16 protein-coding genes and 1 pseudogene are annotated in these 16,896 nt (G+C 70.3%); 7 read left to right on the top strand and 10 right to left on the bottom strand.

Annotation, left to right across the window (positions count from 1 at the left end; all coding sequences use genetic code 11):
• Together ABD908_RS13975 and ABD908_RS13970 are read left to right on the top strand one after the other, a co-directional pair.
• Positions 1 to 648: LysR family substrate-binding domain-containing protein (locus tag ABD908_RS13975; protein WP_344996751.1), on the top strand; the 648-nt coding region annotated here is incomplete at its 5' end.
• Between the two features lie 78 nt (positions 649 to 726).
• A complete protein-coding gene (locus ABD908_RS13970; protein WP_344996748.1) occupies positions 727 to 1,752 on the top strand; it encodes an LLM class flavin-dependent oxidoreductase in 1,026 nt (341 codons plus the stop codon).
• Positions 1,753 to 1,767: 15 nt separating this feature from the next.
• Here the strand turns inward: ABD908_RS13970 and ABD908_RS13965 are convergent, their stop codons facing one another.
• Positions 1,768 to 3,753, bottom strand: coding sequence for an acyl-CoA dehydrogenase family protein (locus ABD908_RS13965; RefSeq protein WP_344996745.1), 1,986 nt, complete (start codon positions 3,751 to 3,753; stop codon positions 1,768 to 1,770).
• A 112-nt stretch (positions 3,754 to 3,865) separates the two neighbouring features.
• On the opposite strand from ABD908_RS13965, the gene ABD908_RS13960 reads away from it, so the two are divergent.
• Positions 3,866 to 4,519 (top strand): CYTH domain-containing protein, encoded by a 654-nt coding sequence (locus ABD908_RS13960; RefSeq protein ID WP_344996742.1) that lies wholly within the window; start codon positions 3,866 to 3,868, stop codon positions 4,517 to 4,519.
• Here ABD908_RS13960 and ABD908_RS13955 read toward each other — a convergent pair.
• The 4 genes and pseudogenes from ABD908_RS13955 to ABD908_RS13940 all read right to left on the bottom strand — a co-directional run bounded on the left by ABD908_RS13955 (position 4,414) and on the right by ABD908_RS13940 (position 7,542).
• On the bottom strand, positions 4,414 to 5,013 hold the full coding sequence (locus ABD908_RS13955; protein WP_344996739.1) for an HTD2 family dehydratase: 600 nt from the start codon (positions 5,011 to 5,013) through the stop codon (positions 4,414 to 4,416). The two genes, ABD908_RS13960 and ABD908_RS13955, sit on opposite strands and share 106 nt — an antisense overlap.
• 170 nt (positions 5,014 to 5,183) lie before the next feature.
• On the bottom strand, positions 5,184 to 5,930 hold the full coding sequence (gene fabG, locus ABD908_RS13950; RefSeq protein ID WP_344996736.1) for a 3-oxoacyl-ACP reductase FabG: 747 nt from the start codon (positions 5,928 to 5,930) through the stop codon (positions 5,184 to 5,186).
• Positions 5,931 to 6,118: 188 nt separating this feature from the next.
• Positions 6,119 to 6,340, bottom strand: a pseudogene (locus tag ABD908_RS13945) (aldolase/citrate lyase family protein); the annotation flags it as partial.
• Positions 6,337 to 7,542 carry an acyl-CoA dehydrogenase family protein gene (locus ABD908_RS13940; RefSeq protein ID WP_344996733.1) on the bottom strand — a complete coding sequence of 402 codons (1,206 nt, stop codon included), beginning with the start codon at positions 7,540 to 7,542 and terminating at the stop codon, positions 6,337 to 6,339. The pseudogene ABD908_RS13945 and the gene ABD908_RS13940, both read right to left, overlap by 4 nt.
• Before the next feature lie 234 nt (positions 7,543 to 7,776).
• Between ABD908_RS13940 and ABD908_RS13935 the strand changes: the two genes are divergently transcribed.
• The 4 genes from ABD908_RS13935 (at position 7,777) to ABD908_RS13920 (ending at position 10,026) form a co-directional block, all read left to right on the top strand.
• Positions 7,777 to 8,508, top strand: a complete 732-nt coding sequence (locus ABD908_RS13935) for a GntR family transcriptional regulator (RefSeq protein WP_344996730.1) — start codon at positions 7,777 to 7,779, stop codon at positions 8,506 to 8,508.
• The gene (locus tag ABD908_RS13930; protein ID WP_344996727.1) at positions 8,505 to 9,239 is read left to right on the top strand and encodes a GAF and ANTAR domain-containing protein; all 735 of its coding nucleotides are present in this window, start codon (positions 8,505 to 8,507) and stop codon (positions 9,237 to 9,239) included. Before ABD908_RS13935 ends, ABD908_RS13930 begins: the two co-directional genes overlap by 4 nt.
• A 239-nt stretch (positions 9,240 to 9,478) precedes the next feature.
• A complete protein-coding gene (locus ABD908_RS13925) occupies positions 9,479 to 9,673 on the top strand; it encodes a CsbD family protein (RefSeq protein ID WP_344996724.1) in 195 nt (64 codons plus the stop codon).
• Between the two features lie 47 nt (positions 9,674 to 9,720).
• Positions 9,721 to 10,026: a GlsB/YeaQ/YmgE family stress response membrane protein gene (locus ABD908_RS13920; protein ID WP_344996721.1), complete on the top strand. Its 306-nt coding sequence runs from the start codon at positions 9,721 to 9,723 to the stop codon at positions 10,024 to 10,026.
• Between the two features lie 118 nt (positions 10,027 to 10,144).
• Here ABD908_RS13920 and phaZ read toward each other — a convergent pair whose 3' ends face one another.
• The 5 genes from phaZ to ABD908_RS13895 are packed head-to-tail and all read right to left on the bottom strand — an operon-like array spanning position 10,145 to position 16,839.
• Positions 10,145 to 10,999 carry a poly(3-hydroxyalkanoate) depolymerase gene (gene phaZ, locus ABD908_RS13915; protein WP_344996718.1) on the bottom strand — a complete coding sequence of 285 codons (855 nt, stop codon included), beginning with the start codon at positions 10,997 to 10,999 and terminating at the stop codon, positions 10,145 to 10,147.
• A 14-nt stretch (positions 11,000 to 11,013) separates the two neighbouring features.
• Entirely contained in the window at positions 11,014 to 12,711 is a 1,698-nt protein-coding gene (locus ABD908_RS13910) for a PHA/PHB synthase family protein (protein ID WP_344996715.1), read from the bottom strand.
• A 47-nt stretch (positions 12,712 to 12,758) separates the two neighbouring features.
• Positions 12,759 to 13,586, bottom strand: a complete 828-nt coding sequence (gene fabG, locus ABD908_RS13905; protein ID WP_344996712.1) for a 3-oxoacyl-ACP reductase FabG — start codon at positions 13,584 to 13,586, stop codon at positions 12,759 to 12,761.
• Positions 13,583 to 15,028: a phytoene desaturase family protein gene (locus tag ABD908_RS13900; protein WP_344996709.1), complete on the bottom strand. Its 1,446-nt coding sequence runs from the start codon at positions 15,026 to 15,028 to the stop codon at positions 13,583 to 13,585. Before ABD908_RS13900 ends, fabG (ABD908_RS13905) begins: the two co-directional genes overlap by 4 nt.
• Entirely contained in the window at positions 15,025 to 16,839 is a 1,815-nt protein-coding gene (locus tag ABD908_RS13895; protein ID WP_344996706.1) for a DUF3556 domain-containing protein, read from the bottom strand. Before ABD908_RS13895 ends, ABD908_RS13900 begins: the two co-directional genes overlap by 4 nt.
• Positions 16,840 to 16,896 lie beyond the last annotated feature (57 nt).

The raw sequence follows: 16,896 nt of genomic DNA, 5'->3' as shown, positions 1-16,896 counted from the left end.
AACCTGGCGCCGGCGCGGCTGGCGGCGGACGTCGACGAGGCGCGGCGTATCCACCGCGGTGAATCGGGGCGCCTCGACGTGTGGATGGTGTCCTCCGCGGCCGCGGAGGTAGGTCGGCGGACCCGCGCGCTCATCGCCGTGCGCCCGGACGTGCGCGTCACGGTGACCGAGGGACACACCGCCGACGTGCTGGCCGCGGTGCGTCGCGGCGCCGCGGATGTCGGGGTCGTCCGCGACCCGGACCCGGATCCGCGCCTGCGCTACCGCACCGTCATCGAGGAGCGCTTCGTCGCCCTGGTCCCCGACGACGGTGCGCCGGACGGTCCCGTCGACGTGCGGGAGCTCGCGCAGCGGCCGCTGGTGCTGTACCCGCGGGCCGCGGGCGCCACCGCGTACGAGGCCAACCTCCGGCCGTTCCGGGACGCGGGTGTCGTGCCCCGCATCGCGCATGAGGTCTCGCACTGGACCACCATCGCGCACCTGGTGGCGGCTGGGCTCGGGGTCACCGTCGCGCCCCTGAGCGCCGCCGGAACGCTGCCGCCGGGCGTTCGCAGGCGCGAGCTGCGCGACGTGACAGCCCGGTCGGCGATCGTGACGGTCAGCGCGGACGCCGAATCCCCGCTCGCGGCTGCATTCGCCGCCGCATGAGCGACCGCCCGTGCGGCGCGGGCAGACTGGTGGCGAGCATCGCCGCGCCGTGAACAGCGCCGAGAACAGGGAGAGCACATGCCACGCGAGGGACAGCCACTCGACAAGCTCGGATTCCTCACGATCGGACGGTTCAGCGAGGACGACCCGCGTGCCGGGCATCTGGAGACGCTGCGCATCATCGAACGCGCCGAGGAGCTCGGGTACGACAGCGTGTGGCTGCGCGACCGCCATCTCCAGTTCGGCATCAGCTCTCCGGTCGCGGTGTTGGCCGCCGCTGCGGTCCGTACCAGCCGCATCGAGCTGGGGACCGCCGTCATCCCGCTGGGGTTGGAGAATCCGCTGCGCCTCGCCGAGGATCTCGCCACCGTCGACATCCTCAGTGGCGGCCGGCTGAATCCCGGTGTCTCGGTGGGAACGCCGATGCGCTACGACGATTTCAAGACGGCGCTGTACCCGGACACCTACGACGTCGAGGACTTCTCCAAGCGGCGCGTGACGCGGCTGCTGGACTGCCTGCGGGGCGAGCCGGTCAGCGACTTCGAGGGCACCGTCGGTATCGAGGTCTTCTCGCGCCGGGTGCAGCCGCATTCTCCGGGGCTGGCCGGTCGCGTCTGGTACGGCGGAGGTAGGGAGTCGGCGGTATGGGCGGCACAGAACGGACTGAACTATCTGACCTCCTCTGTGGTCACGGTGGGGGACAGTGCATCTCGTGACTTCGCGACGATCCAGGCGGAGCACGTCGACGCGTATCTCGCGCACGTGCCCGACGGTGCGCCCGCCCGGGTGTCGCAGGGGTTGGTGGTGATCCCGACGGACTCGGCGACCCCGGATCAGGTTCGCCGGTACCAGGCGTACGCGCAGGCCCGGTACGAGCGGACGCTGACCCCACAGGGACCGCGGGGCCTGCTGTTCTCACCCGATCTCGTGGGGCGGTCGGACGAGCTCGCGGAGAAGCTCTACGCCCACGCGGGATTCCAGCGGGCTACCGAGGTGGCGTTCGCGTTGCCGTTCAGCTTCGAACCGCGTGACTACGAGCAGATCATCGACGACCTGGCGGGCGGGCTCGGGCCGGCGCTGGGGTGGACCCCGAAGTCCGCGTGAGGCGGCCCGCAGAGATCATTCGCCGCCCGGCGCCGCCACGCTGTTCTCGGGCCGCAGCATCGGCACGTCCAGCGCCACGGCCGGAACGCCGAACGCATCGACCAGGGTCTTCGCGAGTGGCCGTGCCGTGCCGCACAACTCGTTGACGCCGCGGCGCACCGCCTTCGCCCGCTCCACCGAGATGTGGCGGTGCATCAGGTACCAGCCCAGGTCGCGCTCGAGCAGCGAGTAGACGTACAGGTTGCGCATCAGCTTGAGAGCGTCGCGGGTCGGCCGGTCGTGCACGTCGGTGATCGCGTCCACGAACGACTCCAGCACGATCCGCTCGATGTGCGCCTCGCCCACCTTGATCAGGTGGTCCTGGGTGTCGGTGAACACCTCGAGCGCATCCTCGTCTCGGGCGCGCCGCATCCGGGCGGCCGCGGTGCGCAACAGGTGGTTCTCGCGGTTCCGCAGCAGCCGCAGCTGGGTGCCGGGGTGCGTCAGGTCGCTCTGCTCGGTGTCCTCGTCCGAGTCGTCGAGCAGGGTCTGCACCACCTGCCGCGCGGCCGTCCGCTCCAGGGCCACGTCCCGCGCCATCGCCGCGACGAACCGCACCCAGCCCACGGCGGTGAGCCCCTGCACGTCCTCGGCGTACGCCGTCAGCTGCTCCTTGGCCACGAGCTGCGTGAGGATCAGGTTGTCGCCCTCGAACGTGGTGAACACGTCGATGTCCCCGCGCAGCAACGGAAGCCGGTTCTCGGCGAGATACCCTGCGCCACCGCACGCCTCCCGCGCCTCGCTCACCGCGTCGGAGGCGAGGCGCGTGTGCCCGGCCTTGATCGCCGCGGCCTTGCCCTCGAGCTCGCGGACCCGCACGGGGTCGGCGTCGGGGCCCGACTGCACCTCGCTCAGCTCGGCGGTCACCTCGTTCTGGGCGAGCGCGAAGGCGTAGGCTCGCGCCACCAGCGGCAGCAGCCGCCGCTGGTGGGTGCGATAGTCGAGCAGGAGCAGCTCGCCGTGGCCCTCGGGCGCCTCGAACTGGCGGCGTACCAGCGCGTATTCGACGGCGAGGGTCAGGGCCAGGCGGCCCGTGGCGCCGGCGGCGGCGCCGACGGTGACCCGTCCCCGGATCAGCGTGCCGAGCATGGTGAAGAACCGGCGGCCGTCGGATTCGATGGGGCTGGAGTAGGTTCCGTCGGCTGCGACGTCGCCGTACCGGTTCAGCAGGTTCTCGCGGGGGATGCGCACGTGGTCGAAAACGATGCGGCCGTTATCGACCCCGGGCAGCCCGCCCTTGTAGCCGCAGTCCGAGGTGGCGACCCCGGGCAGGTCGCGCCCTTCCGCGTCGCGGATCGGGACCACGAAACAGTGCACGCCGCGGGAGACCCGGTCCTCGCCGGGCCCACCGGTGATCAGCTGCGCGAATACCGCCGCGTAGCGGGCGTGCTGCCCCGCGCCGCCGATGTAGTCCTTGCGGGACGACGTTGTGGGGGAGTGGATCTCGAACTCTCCGTGTTCCGGGAGATACGTTGCGGTGGTCTCCAGGTGCTGCACGTTCGACCCGTGGCCCGTCTCGGTCATCGCGAAGCAACCGAGCACGCCCAGGTCGATGATGCCGGGCACGTACCGCTCGTGATGCCGTGCGGTACCGAGGTTCTCGACCGCCCCGCCGAACAGGCCCCACTGCACCCCCGCCTTGACCATCAGCGACAGGTCGCCGTACCCGAGCGTCTCGATGGACGTCACCGCGGCGCCGGTGTCCCCGGTACCGCCGTGGTCGGCGCCGAAGCCCGCTGCGGGATAGCCCAGCGGCACCATCGCCCTCATCTGTCCGAGCACCCGCTCGCGATACTCGGCCAGCGTGAGACCGGCCTGCGGCGTCAGGCCCTGGGCCTGGATCTGCGCGCGGACGGTGTCGCGGGTAGCGGCCCAGCGACCGTCGAGGACGGTGCGGAGCGACTCCGCGAGTGCGCGCGGGTCGGTGCTGGACGGTGCGGACGTCGTCGTCTGCTCGCTCATGAAACCCACCGTACCGACGGCGTCGCCCTCAGGCGGGGACACGTACGCACGGATGCCCGGCGGACCCTCCGACGCGCGTTACGCTGGTCGGAAGACCAGATGGGGAGCAGTCATGTCCGACGAATACGCCGAGCTCGGGGACTTCGAGTACGAGCGCAAGTTCGTCGTGGCGCAGGTCCCGGTCGCCGCCGTCGCGGATCCGACGCCCGCGCTGCTGGTGCAGGCGTACCTGTTCGCCGGCGACGGTTACGCGGTGCGCGTCCGGATCCAGGCGCCCGCAGCCGCGTTGGCCGTCGGCACCCTCGCGCCGGCCGAGCTCGAGCCCGCGGTGCTGATCGATGCCATCGGCGACGCGGCCGAGCTGGCGACGATGGGCGCCAAGGGGCCCGCCGCCGGTGGCACCCGGTACGAGGCCGAGCGCGAGATCGACCCCCTCGTGGCCGGCCAGATCATCCGGCGCAGTGAACATGTCGTGGCCAAACGCCGGTACGCCCTGTGGCTCGGCGAGGATGGATGGGTGATCGACGAGTTCCTCGGCGCCGACGCGCCGCTCGTCGTGGCGGAGGTCGAACGCGGCGGCCCCGTCACCGATCTCCTGATCCCCGACTTCTGCGTCACCGAGGTGTCCGAGGACGACCGGTTCCGCAACGAGACCCTGGCCTACGCACCGTATTCCACGTGGTGCGCAGAGTTCGAGGCCGAGTTGCACCGCACCGGGCCGTCGTTCATGACCACCCTGGGCCGCAACCGGATCGGACCCGCGTAGCGCAGGCGGATCCCCCAAGGGGAGGTGCCCGGCCAGTCGTGGTGGGTGCGATGCGCGTTGGCGGTGAGCGCGGAGAATCCAGGAAGCAGCGACGGGTCGGTGCGAAGCAGCCACTCGGTGTCGGAGATGCGTCGCAGTGGTAGCCCGGGGGCGTCGATTGTCTCCGGGACCGGAGCCGGGGTGTCGGTCGCTGGAGCAGCCTCCCGATAGACGAGGTTCTGCGTCTCCCGGACGGCGAGGTCGCCGCCGGTGTCGAACAGCCGGTACTGGACGTCGACGACGACGAGCCGGCCCGACCGGCCGGTCTTGTCGGCGATGGCCGTGACCTCGGCCTCCCGGCGGATCGCGGTCCCCACGGTGAGCGGGCGCAGGAACTCGACCGCGCCGCCGGCGAACATGCGGCGCGGCAGCTCGGTCGGGGGCAGGAAGCCGCCGCGGGGCGGGTGGCCGTCCGTGCCGAGCAGCCCGGAGGGGTTCCACCGGGGGAGCGCCACCCAGTGCCACAGCGGCGGCAGCGGGTCACAGTCGGACGGGACGGGCAGGCCGTCATCGAAGAGGGCCGCGAGCCCGGCGACCCGGATCGGGTCGATGAACTCCTCGGTGGCTTCAGCGGTGGCGGATCAGCCCGGGTACACGGGGTCGGTGTCGCGGTCGGTGGGCGCGCTCACATGAATCGCCCGCCGGTCACCTCGGCGACGGTGCCCGTCATGTATGAGGACAGGTCCGACGCGTAGAACAGCGCGACCTTCGCGATCTCGGTGACCTCACCGGCGCGGCCCATGGGGATCTCGGTCATCTTCTGGTCCCACACCTTCTGCTGCATGGCCTCGGTCATCGCCGTGCGGATCAGGCCCGGCTGGATGGCGTTGACCCGCACGCCCAGGTGGGCGAGTTCCTTGGCCGCGGCCTTCGACAGACCCACGATCCCGGCCTTCGCCGCGGAGTAGTTCGTCTGCCCGGCCAACCCGATCTTCCCGGAGAGGGAGGACATGTTGACGATCGCGCCGCCGCCGTTCTCCCGCATGATCGCGCCCGCCAGCCGGGTCCCGTTCCAGGTGCCCTTGAGATGCACCGCGATGACCTGGTCGAACATGTCCTCGGTCATCGTGCGCATCGTGGCATCGCGGGTGATCCCGGCGTTGTTGACCATCACCTGGACCGGGCCGAAGGCCGCGCCGGCGAGGTCGAGCATGGCCTGCACCTGCTCAGCCGACGTGACGTCGCAGCCGATGCCCCGGGCGGCGTCCGGCCAGCCGAGCCGGTCGGCGGCCTCCTGTGCTGCTACGGCGTTGATGTCGCCGATCACCACCCTGGCGCCCTCGGCGACGAACAGCGCGGCGATGGCGTAGCCGATGCCCTGTGCGGCGCCGGTGACGACGGCGGTCCGGCCGTCCAGAAGTGGACCGGTCATGCGGGGGACTCCTTCGAGATCGTGGGCTGCTGGTGCGTAAATAGTTGTCGGGGAGAAGTTTTCAGGCCGCCCCCAGGGCCCGGTGGGCGTGGTCCAGTACGGGCTTGTCGACCATCTCCCCGTCCACCGGGCCGGGGAGGCGCGCTGCGCGGAGGCCGGCACCAACGCCGAGCGGGACGCCGGCCGACGGCGTTGATCCGCACGGCGCAGGCGTGTGTGCCCGCCCAACCCGCGACGTGCTCGCGGGCGCCGTCCTTGTTCGCGGGCGCGACGGCGTCCTCGAGGTCGAGGATCACCACGTCTGCGCCGGCACCGTCGGCCTTCGCGAACCGCTCCGGCCGGTCGCCGGGAACGAACAGGTAGGTGCTCGACGCGAGGCCGCGAGCGACCTCCACAGCGCCCGAGGTCATTTCACGGCATTCTTGGCCTGGCGGACCAGGCCGCCGCCGATGATCAGGCGCTGGATCTCGCTGGTGCCCTCGTACAGGCGCAGCAGTCGGACGTCGCGGTAGATGCGCTCGACGGCCATCTCGCGCATGTAGCCGGAGCCGCCGTGGATCTGGACGGCCAGGTCGGCGACGCGGCCGACCATCTCGGTGCAGAACAGTTTCGCCACCGAAGGGGAGATCCGGCGGTCCTCGCCGGAGACGTACTTGGCGGCGGCGTCGCGAACCAGCGCCCGGCCGGCCATGATCCCGGTCTGCATGTCGGCGAGATGCGCCTGCACCAGCTGGAAGTCGCCGATCGGCGTGCCGCCCTGCGTGGCGGTTGCAGCGTGGCGTAGGGACTCGTCGAGGGCACGCTGCGCGGATCCGACGGCGAGCGCGCCGATGTGCACGCGGCCCCGGGCGAGGGAGGTCATGGCGGCGCGGTATCCCGTGTCCTCGTCCCCGCCGACCAGCGCCGACGCCGGGACGCGGACGCCGGAGAAGGAGACGTTCGAGGTCCAGGCACCCTGCTGGCCCATCTTCTCGTCGTGCGGCGCGACCTGCAGGCCGGGGGTGTCGGCCGGGACCAGGAAGACCCCTATCCCCGGGCCCGTCGGGTTCGTCGGCGGGCCGCTCGCTGAGCTCCCGGCGCCGGCATCGGCGGCCCGGGTGCGGGCGAACGTGACGAACAGGTTCGCCAGCTGGGCGTTGGTGATGAAGCACTTCTCGCCGTCGATCACCCACTCGTCCCCGTCCCGGACGGCCTTCGTGCGCAATCCCGCCGGGTTGGAGCCGGCGCCCGGCTCGGTGAGGGCGAACGACGCTACCACCTCGCCGGACGCGATCCGCTCGAGCCACGTGGACTTCTGCTCGTCGGTGCCGAAGTTCACCAGGACCTGGCCGGCGATGCCGTTGTTGGTGCCGAACATCGAGCGCACGGCCAGCGAGGTGTAGCCGAACTCCAGCGCCAACTCCACGTCCTGGGTGAGGTCCAGGCCGAGGCCGCCCCACTGCTGCGGGATGGCGTAGCCGAACAAACCCATGTCCTTCGCCTGCTGCCGCAGGTCCTCGGGGATCGCGTCGGTGTCGGCGATCTCCGCCTCCCGAGGCACCACGCGGGTGCGGATCCACTGGCGTACCTGCTCGCGGATCTGCTGGAAATCCTCTGCACCGACCTCGGACATGTCTTATCCCGCTCCCTGTCTGCCGTGACCTATGGAATATATGTCGCTGATCAGACCTGACGAGAACCTTACATGCATAATATATTTATAGCGTGCGACTGCCGCCACAGATGGGAGGACTACGAGATGCCGGTCTGCGCGCACCGTGCGGGGCGGCTCGGGTATCACATATCCTGTACGAGAGTAATGTCCCGTCGCGGGGCGTCCGGATTCTCGACAGGAGGCGCCGCCCCGATGGCCGTCAGCACCACACCCGCCGCGCGGGTCCGCGCCCGGCGTACCCAGCTCCCCGACGAGGTGGCCGGCTACGTCCGCGAGCAGATCATGTCGGGCGCGGTCCGGCCCGGCGAGTTCATCCGGATGGAGCCGATCGCCGAGGCGGTGGGGGTGAGCATCACCCCGGTCCGGGAGGCGCTGCTCATGCTGTCGAGCGAGGGCTTCGTCACGCTGGTGCCGCGGCGCGGTTTCCAGGTCGCCGAGTTCACCCGCCAGGACATCAGGGACCTGTTCTGGGCGCAGGGGCAACTCGCCGGCGAGCTCGCGGCCCGCGCCTCGAAGAAGATCACCCGGGAGCAGATGGAGCAACTGAGGCAGCTCGATCGTGAGGCGCAGGAGGCGATCGCCCACGGTGACGTCGCGGAGATCGGCGAACTGGGTCACGCGTTCCATCGCGTGATCAACCGTGCGGCGGACTCCGACCGGCTGGCGAGGTTGCTCGCGTCGGTGGTCAAGCACCTGCCGAACCACTTCTACGCCTCCATCGAGGCGCACGTCGCCTCTGTGCGCGAGCAGCATGCCGAGCTGCTCGCGGCGCTGGAGAAGCACCAGTCGGCCAAGGCGCGCAAGATCATGGAGGCCCACCTGGCCGCCAGCGCCGACCACGTGATCGCGCTGCTCGAGGAGCGTGGCCTGTGGGGCGACGACGGTGCCGCGGCCGGAGACCGGGCCGACGGGGTGACCGCGTGACCGACGGCGGCGTGATCACCGCCGAGGGTGACGAGGACGACGGCCTCGACCAGCTGCTGGCGTCGATGGCGGATATCGCGCGGGACATCGCGCGCACACCGGGCGGCGAGGAGACGCTGGCAAGCGTCACCCAAGCCTGTGTCGATCTGATCCCCGGCGTCGTCGCCGCCTCGATCCTGAGTATCGAGGGGCCGGAGACGTACGGGTCCGTCGCGCCGACGTCGGAGCTGCCGAAACGGCTCGACGAGTTGCAGCAGAAGTTCCAGGAGGGGCCGTGCTGGGACGCGGCCACCGCCGACCCCGCGACGCGCGTCCCCGATATGCGCGCGGAGACGCGGTGGCCCCACTTCGCCCCGGCTGCGGTGACGGAGGGGGTGCTCAGCATGCTGTCGTTCCGGCTGTTCACCTTCGATCGCCGGGTCGCGGCGCTCAACCTGTTCGCCGACACCGTCGACGCCTTCGCGGGCGATGCGGAGACGGTGGGCGGCATGCTCGCCACGCACGCCGCGACCGCCCTGATCGCGAACGACCGACAGCTGCAGTTCCGCTCGGCGCTCGCCAGCCGGGACATCATCGGGCAGGCCAAGGGGATGCTCATGGAGCGCTTCGACGTCGACGCGGTGCGGGCCTTCGAACTCCTCGCCAAGCTGTCCAGCGAGCGCAACACGCCGTTGGTCGGGATCGCGGAGATGGTGGTCGAGAAGGGCTCGGCCAGCCGCCGGCGACGGTGACACTCGCGTCCGTTCACGTCGGTACTTGGCAACGGGGCGCGGACGCTGTAGTTTCTAGGACGGATGTCCGCCAGGGGCATCCGATTTCGACTCCGCATTGAGACCACGGTGCGAGCGACGCGATTATCTTCGCGACGGTCCCGTTCCGTGGTGTGCGACGTAGTCGACCATCCGGCTCTCGGTTCGACGGTCCGTCGTCGGGATTCGCGTCTCCAACGCGACCGGAAAGGTGAACTGCCATGGGGATTTCCGACAAGATCTCGAACAAGGCCGAGGACCTCGGCGGCAAGGTCAAGGAGACCGCCGGCAAGGCGGCCGATGACAAGGACCTCGAGGCCGAGGGCAAGGGCGATCAGGCGTCCGCCGCCGTCAAGGACGGCGTGGAGAAGGTCAAGGACGCCGCATCCAACATCAAGGATAAGTTGACGGACTGATCCGAAGTCTCAGGTAGGGCGAATTCGCTGCTAGGAGAAAGGCTCTCATGATACTTCTCTCGGACGCTCTGGTGCAGGCCCGGATGGGCTTCGACGGTATCGGTTGGATCGCCTGGATCGTCCTCGGCGGCCTCGCGGGGTGGATCGCCAGCAAGTTCATGGGCACCGACGCCCAGCAGGGCATTGTGCTCAACATCCTGGTCGGGATCATCGGCGGCCTGATCGGCGGCTTCGTCCTTCGGCTGTTCCACGTCTCCACAGCAGGTTTCGGGTGGATCCTCACCTTCGTCACGGCCCTCGCGGGGGCGTGCATCCTGCTCGCGATCGTCCGGCTCGTCACGGGTCGGCGCTGAACCCGCCGACGGCGCCGCGTCCCCCCCCGACGGCGCCGTCGGCGTGCGAAAAGGCCTCGGTCCGCGGCGATTGCCGCGGACCGAGGCCCATCGCGTACCAGTGCCTCGGTGCACGCGCTCAACCCGCGCTCCGCGCGGGAGCCGGGGAGGCCGGTCCGAGGAAGTGGTCGATCACCGGCGCGAATCGGGCGGCGTCCACCACGAGGTCGATGTGCCCGCCGTCGTGCCGATGCAGGTGTGCTCCCCGAATCAAGGCGGTCATGATGCGGGCGTTGATGATCGGGATGATCGGGTCGTCGTCGCCCGCGATGATCAGGGTCCGCTGACAGAGCGCGGGGAGCGCGAACAGCGACGACCACACGGCGCCGGCCATCAGCTGGTGCCGATAGCCCCTGGCCGAACCGGCGTGTGACTGGCGGTCGAACAGGTCGGCGACCTCGAGTTCACGTCTCCGCACGGCGCCGCCGTAGATCCGGCCGGCGATCGACGCTGCGTAGTCGGGATCGCGGAACCGCCGCGGAGTCGCCATCGCGGCCAGCGCGGACGGGCGCCCCGGCACCATCGTCACTCCGGTGGCCGTCGCCGCCAGGATGAGGCGGCGGCACCGTCGGGGGTTCTGGAAGGCGAACTGCTGCGCCAGGGCACTGCCCCACGACAGGCCGAGCACGTCGACCACACCGACGTCGAGCCGATCGAGGATACGGCCGAGAACCCAGGCGAGATAGGGGAATCCGTACGGCAGCAGGGAGGCGGCCGACTCCCCGGTGCCGGGCACGTCGAACCTGATCACCGGGCGGTCGGGGTCGAGCGCACGGACCAGCGGGTCCAAGACCTCCAGTCCGGCCCCGATCCCGTTGCACAGGACCAGCGGGACGCCCGTCCCATGTCGGTAGCGGATCCGGATCCGCTGGCCGCACACGGCGAGCAGCGTGTCGCAGGAACCGGTGTCGTCGGGGATCACAGGAGCGGTCATGGGCGCGGCGCCGCTCACTTCTCGAGCACGTATGTGCCGGGGGCGGGAGCCACGGGCTCGTGCCCGGGACCACCCAGTCGGCGCGGCGCGTCGACGTCGCCGCCGGACCGCTCGCCGAGCCAGGCCAGGTGATCGGGCCACCACGAGCCCGCGGTCTTCTCCACGCCGGCGAGCCAGTCGTCGGGCGCGAGCCCCGCGTCGACGGGCGCGCCCCGGAACGACGCCTTCGGGTTGCCGGGCGGATTCACCAGCGACGCGATGTGCCCGCTCGACGACAGCACGTACCGGTTGTTCTTACCGCCCAACAGAGCGGCGCTGCGGTAGGTGGCCTGCCAGGGGCAGATGTGATCGGCGATGCCGCCCACCACGTACGCATCGCATTGCACCACACCGAGATCGACCGGGCTTCCCAGCATCTCGGCCGCACCGGGCGTCACGAGCTTGTTGTGCAGCCCGAGCTGCACCATGTCCCGATGCAGCGCGGCCGCCATCCGGGTGGTGTCCGCGTTCCAGAACAGCACGTCGAACGGCGCGGGTGACCTGCCCTCGATGTAGTTGTTCACCCAGTACCGCCACACCAGGTCGGTCGGGCGCAGCCACGCGAACATCTCCGCCGTGGCGGCACCGTCGAGATACCCTTTCCCGGCCGACATACGGATGGCGGCGCGGGCCGACCGCTCGTCCACCACCGCCGAGGCGAATCCGGCGTGGCTCTGATCCAGCACCGTCACACCGAGGGTCAGCGACTCGACGCGGTCGCCGCGACCCGTTGCCGCGAGGTGTGCCAGCGTCATCGCCGTCAACATCCCGCCCGAGCACGTCGCGTACAGGTTGGCCTGCTCCTCGCCGGTGATCGCCGAGATCGCGTCGAGCGCCTCGATGATCGAGGCCCCGTACGCGTCGAACCCCCAATCACGGTGTCGCACGGAAGGGTTGCGCCACGAGATGGCGAACACCTGCTGCCCGCCGCGCACGTAGTGCTCGATCATGCTGCGGTTCGGGGCCAGGTCCATGATGTAGAACTTGTTGATCACCGGTGGGATCACCAGGAGCGGCACCCGTGCCACCTGCGGTGTCTGGGGCGCGTACTGGATCAGCTCGAACATCCGGGTGCGAAGCACGACGCTGCCCCGGGTCGTGGCCACCGTCTCGCCCACCGCGAACGCGTCCGGATCCACCATCGCGGGCACCCGCGGCTTGCTCGCCATGTCGCGGACGAAGGCCCGCGCACCCCGCCACGCGCACAGGCCGCCGGTGTCGATGAGGGCCTTCCACGCGAGGGGTGACAGCACGGGATTGTTGGTCGGCGCCAGGCCCTCGACCAGGTTGTCGAGCACGAACGTGATCTTCTCGGCGTCCGACCACTCCAGGTCGGCCGCCTCGAACAACTGCTCTGCGGCGTCGGCCGCTGCCAGGTAGCCCTGCTCGACCCGGTGGAGGAACGGGTTGCCCTGCCACGCAGGGTCGCTGAATCGGCGGTCGCCGCGCGCCGGCGCCAACTGGGATGATCCGGCGACGACGCGGCCGAGTTCGCCGACGAGCCCGCCCAGCGTCTCGGCGACCGTTGTGGGCTTGCGTGCCAGGGCCGCTGCGAAGCGGGCCCACGCGCCGTTCGGCGCCATGCGGCTGGCGAAGGACCTGGTGGAGTTCACCAGGAGTAGGTCGAGGGGAGCGGCGAGTTCGCTGTCGACCGGAGTCTTCACGGTGGTCATGTGGTGGGTCTCCTTCGGGAACGGGTACGGGTGGGCTGCGGGGCGGGTCACATGTCGATGCCGCCGTTGATGCTCCACACCTGCCCGGTGATGTAGGACGAGGCGTCGGAGGCGAGGAACCGCACGACGCGCGCGACCTCGTCGGGGCGCCCGGCCCGGCCCACCGGGATCCCCCTGATGAGTCGATCGATCACCTTCTGCGGCATGGCCGCGACCATCTCCGTGGCGATCAGCCCGGGGGTCACGGTGTTGACGGTGATCCCCACGCCGCCCTCGGTCAGCTTCCCGCTGCGCCCGAGCGCGAAGGTGGCCTCCTTCGCGAGCGTCTTGGTGAGGCCGAAGAGCCCGGACTTGGAGGCGGTGTAGTTCGCCTGGCCGATGTTGCCGGTCTCCGCCACGACCGACGAGACGTTGACGATGCGTCCGCTGCCCCGCTCGGTCATGTGCGCGAGCGCGGCCTGCGAGAGGAAGAACGCGCCGGACAGGTTGACCCCCAGGACGGAGGTCCAGTCGTCGTCGGTGAGGTCGAAGATCGTCTTGTCGATGGTGATCCCGGCGTTGTTCACCAGGATGTCGAGCCGGCCGTGCTGGTCGATCACCTCCGACACGGTGCGCCGGCAGTCGTCCGGCGCACCGACGTTGCCGAGGTGGCTGGTCGCGCGGGCACCCAGTTCGGCGCACTGCGCCGCGAGGTCGTCGACGAAGGCGTGCGCGGACTCGGTGTCGCGGCTGTGGCCGACGGCGACGGACGCGCCCGACGCCGCGAGGTTCCGCGCGATCGCGGCACCGATCCCGCGGGTGCCGCCGGTCACGAAGGCGACGCGGCCGCGTAGCGAGTCGGGAGTGGTAACGGGCGCAGGTGCAGCGGCGGTCATTTCAGACTCCGTTCGAATGTGGCGGACGAGTGGGTGAGGTGGCGGAGCGCGGCCGCCGCGGCGTTCGCGCCGCACATGCCGTGGGCGCCGGGCCCGGGTGGCGTCGCGGCCGAGCAGATGTACATCCCGGGCAGGCCGAGGTCGTACGGATGCACCGTGGGCCGCGGCCCGAAGACGAGCTGGCGGATGTCCTTCGCGCCGGTGCAGATGTCGCCGCCCACGTAATTGGCGTTGTACCGGGACATCTCGGTGGTCGAGCGGACGGCGGTCCCGACGATCCGGTCCCGGAACCCGGGCGCGAACCGCTCGATCTGGGCGGCGATGGCCTCGGTCGCGTCGCCGGAGTACCCGTTCGGGACGTGCGCGTAGGCGTACAGCGGGTGGATGTCCCCGTCGCTGCGGCTGGGGTCGGCCAGGTACTGCTGGCCGACCAGCACGAACGGCCGCTCGGGCATCTCGCCGCGGGCGATCATCCGCTCGGTCGCCGCCATCTCGGCGAAGTCGCCGCCGAGGTGGACGGTGCCGGCGCGGCGCACGTTCGGATCCGTCCAGGGGACCCCGCCCGCGACCGCGAAGTCGACCTTGAACGCCCCCGGTCCGAATCGGAACGCGCTGAGCGACTTGCAGACCCGGCTGGGGAGCCGGTCGCCTAGGATCCGGGCGACCGCGGGCGGCGCGAGGTCGAACAGGGTCACGTCGGCCGGCGGGAGGTCGGTGGCGGTGTCGATCCGCTGGCCGGTCTCGATCCGTCCGCCGAGGTCGGTCAGTGCCGCGACCATGGCGTCGGTCAGGCGTCCCGAGCCCCCGGCCACCACGGGCCAGCCGTAGCGGTGCCCGGCGGTGACGATGCCGAGGCCGATCGCCGACGTCAGTGGCAGATGGAGCGGGCGGAACGTGTGGACGGCGACCCCACCGAACAGTGCGCGCCCCGCACGGGTGCGGAACGCCCGCGCCAGGGCGGACGCCGGCGCCACCGTCGGCGCTCCGAACCGGGCCAGGCGCAGGGGATGTGCCGGGATCCGGACGAGTGGGCCCATGATGTCCTCGCCGAGGGCGTCGAAGCCCGCCGACGGTCCCGCGAACAGGGTGCGCCACAGGCCAGCGTCGGCGCCCAGACCGGTCGCGGTCTGCTCGACCGAGCGGTGCAGGACCCCGGCCCGGCCACCATCGAGCGGCTGCGCGCAGTCGATCTCGGGCGCCCGCCACTCGAGGCCGTAGCGGTCGAGTCGTGCTGCCCGGACGAAGGGCGACCCGACGGCCATCGGGTGGATGGCCGCGCAATTGTCGACCACGAGCCCGGGGAGGACATCGGTCGACGATCGGACACCGCCGCCGACGGTGTCGGCGGCCTCGAGAACCGTCACCTCGATCCCCTTCTGCGCCAGGGTGATCGCGGCGGCGAGCCCGTTGGGCCCGCCGCCGACGACGGTGGCGGTGCTCACGCCACGGACCCGAGGGAGCGGGAGCCGCGCAGCTTGGACCAGTGGACGGTGTGCGGGCCGGGGCCGCCGGGCAGCCAGGGCTGCGTCTCGACCATCTCGTGGACGTTCCAGCTGCCCTCCTCGACCACGCCGAGTGCGGCGTCGATCACCTTGTACTGCTGGGTCTTCTTGCCGACCGGCTGCGACTCGGCCCACACGACCATGCACTCGCCGGGCTCGAACCGCGCCTCGTCCTGGACCGCCTTGATCATGTCCTCGCGGTGCATGTGGCCGTCACCGAAGTTGAAGCCCAGGATCGAGTTGCACAGGAACTCCGCCTCTCGGACGCTGCGTCGGTCGATGTCCGGCACGGTCGCCAGCAGGATGGAGAACAGGCCGCGGCCGTTGCTGTGCATGGACCGCCAGCCGATGGTCATCTGCAGGGTGATCTCGGCCCAGTCCGGCGGGTAGCCGGCGGCGATGAACTGGTCGATCTGGTTGGGGGCGGACCGGGTGACCCGGTTGAGCTTCTCCTCGGCGCCCGGTGCGAAGGCCCACAGGCCGGTCGCCCAGTTGCCCGAGTACTGCCGCATCGACGGAAGGAACGAGACCTTGTCCGGGCGGATGTTGCCCAGCACCGGGAAGAACAGCAGACCGGCGGCGATGACGATCGCGAGCCAGCCGGGCGTCATGTCGGTGACAGCGAAGCCCTTGCCCGCCGGGAAGCCCACGAACAGGATCAGCGAGCTGTACGCGAACAACAGGTTCCACTCCAGCGGCACCGCCAGCGGGAAGGTGGAGATGATGAAGAAGTGGTAGGCGACCATGAACAGGGCGGCGATCACGGTGACCGTCATGTTCGTGGAGAACACCAGGATCAGCGGCGCGACGATCTCGACCACGACGCCGGGGCCATGGGCGGTGAACTTCGCGAGGGCGGACGGCCGCATGTCCTCGGGGAAGTTCTTGTAGAACCTGCGGCGGAGTCCCGGCAGCGGCATGAACGGGCTGTTGCTCACCATCGGCGGGATGACCATGGTGAAGTGCTTGTTGACCTTGGAGAAGCCGGCGCCGACCCACACCACGCCGATCACGATCTTCAGCGCGATCATCATGTTGGAGAAACCGTGGTCGGGCATCGCGGCCGGCAGGATGGCGAAGGCGAGCAGCGGCGGGAGGTACTGCTCGCCGCGGGCGGCGAGGAAGATCACCTTGTCGCGCAGGCCGATCAGGACGAGTAGGACGATCGGCGCGATCAGTGCCGCGGGCGAGACCAGACCGTGTGAGGCGTCCAGCCCGAGCCGCGCCATCGCGGCGCCGAAGTCCGAGATCTGGTGCCCGGGCAGGACGATACCCACCACGAGCGAGATCAGCATCAGCAGGTACACGGCGATGTCGAACACGGTGCGGCGGTCACCGTTCGTGCCGGGGATCCACTTCCAGGGACGTAGGCGGATGGTGTTCCGCTTGGCCCAGAAGAGGATTCCGCCGGTCATGGGCTTCGCCTTGCCGGCCAGTGGTCCCCAGGATCCGGCGACGCCGATCGACTCGAGGAGAACTGTCCAGAGGATCAGCTTCTCGTAGACGATGGGCTGGTTCCACCAGTCGCCGACGTGCCAGAACGCCATGCCGGACGTGGAGGTGGCGATCGCGACGCCGAGGAATCCGTAGAACACGAAAAGCTTCACGAAGTAGATGCAGTGCACCATGTAGGGGGTACCGAAGCCCTGCTCGGCCCATTGGGCCCCGAGGACCCGCAGCCGCTCGGTGAGCGGCCTGGCGAGGAACGCTTTCGGGTCCACCGGTGGGAACACCGGGTCTTTGAATCCCATGTCTGAATCTCCTTCTGCGACAAGTGGGGGAACGATCGGATGCGCCGCGGGGCGACG

Source organism: Tsukamurella soli (genome assembly GCF_039541155.1).
Classification (GTDB): Bacteria; Actinomycetota; Actinomycetes; order Mycobacteriales; family Mycobacteriaceae; genus Tsukamurella; species Tsukamurella soli.
The sequence above is the reverse complement of the archived record's forward strand: the minus strand, read 5'-3'. Positions and strand labels throughout refer to the sequence as shown.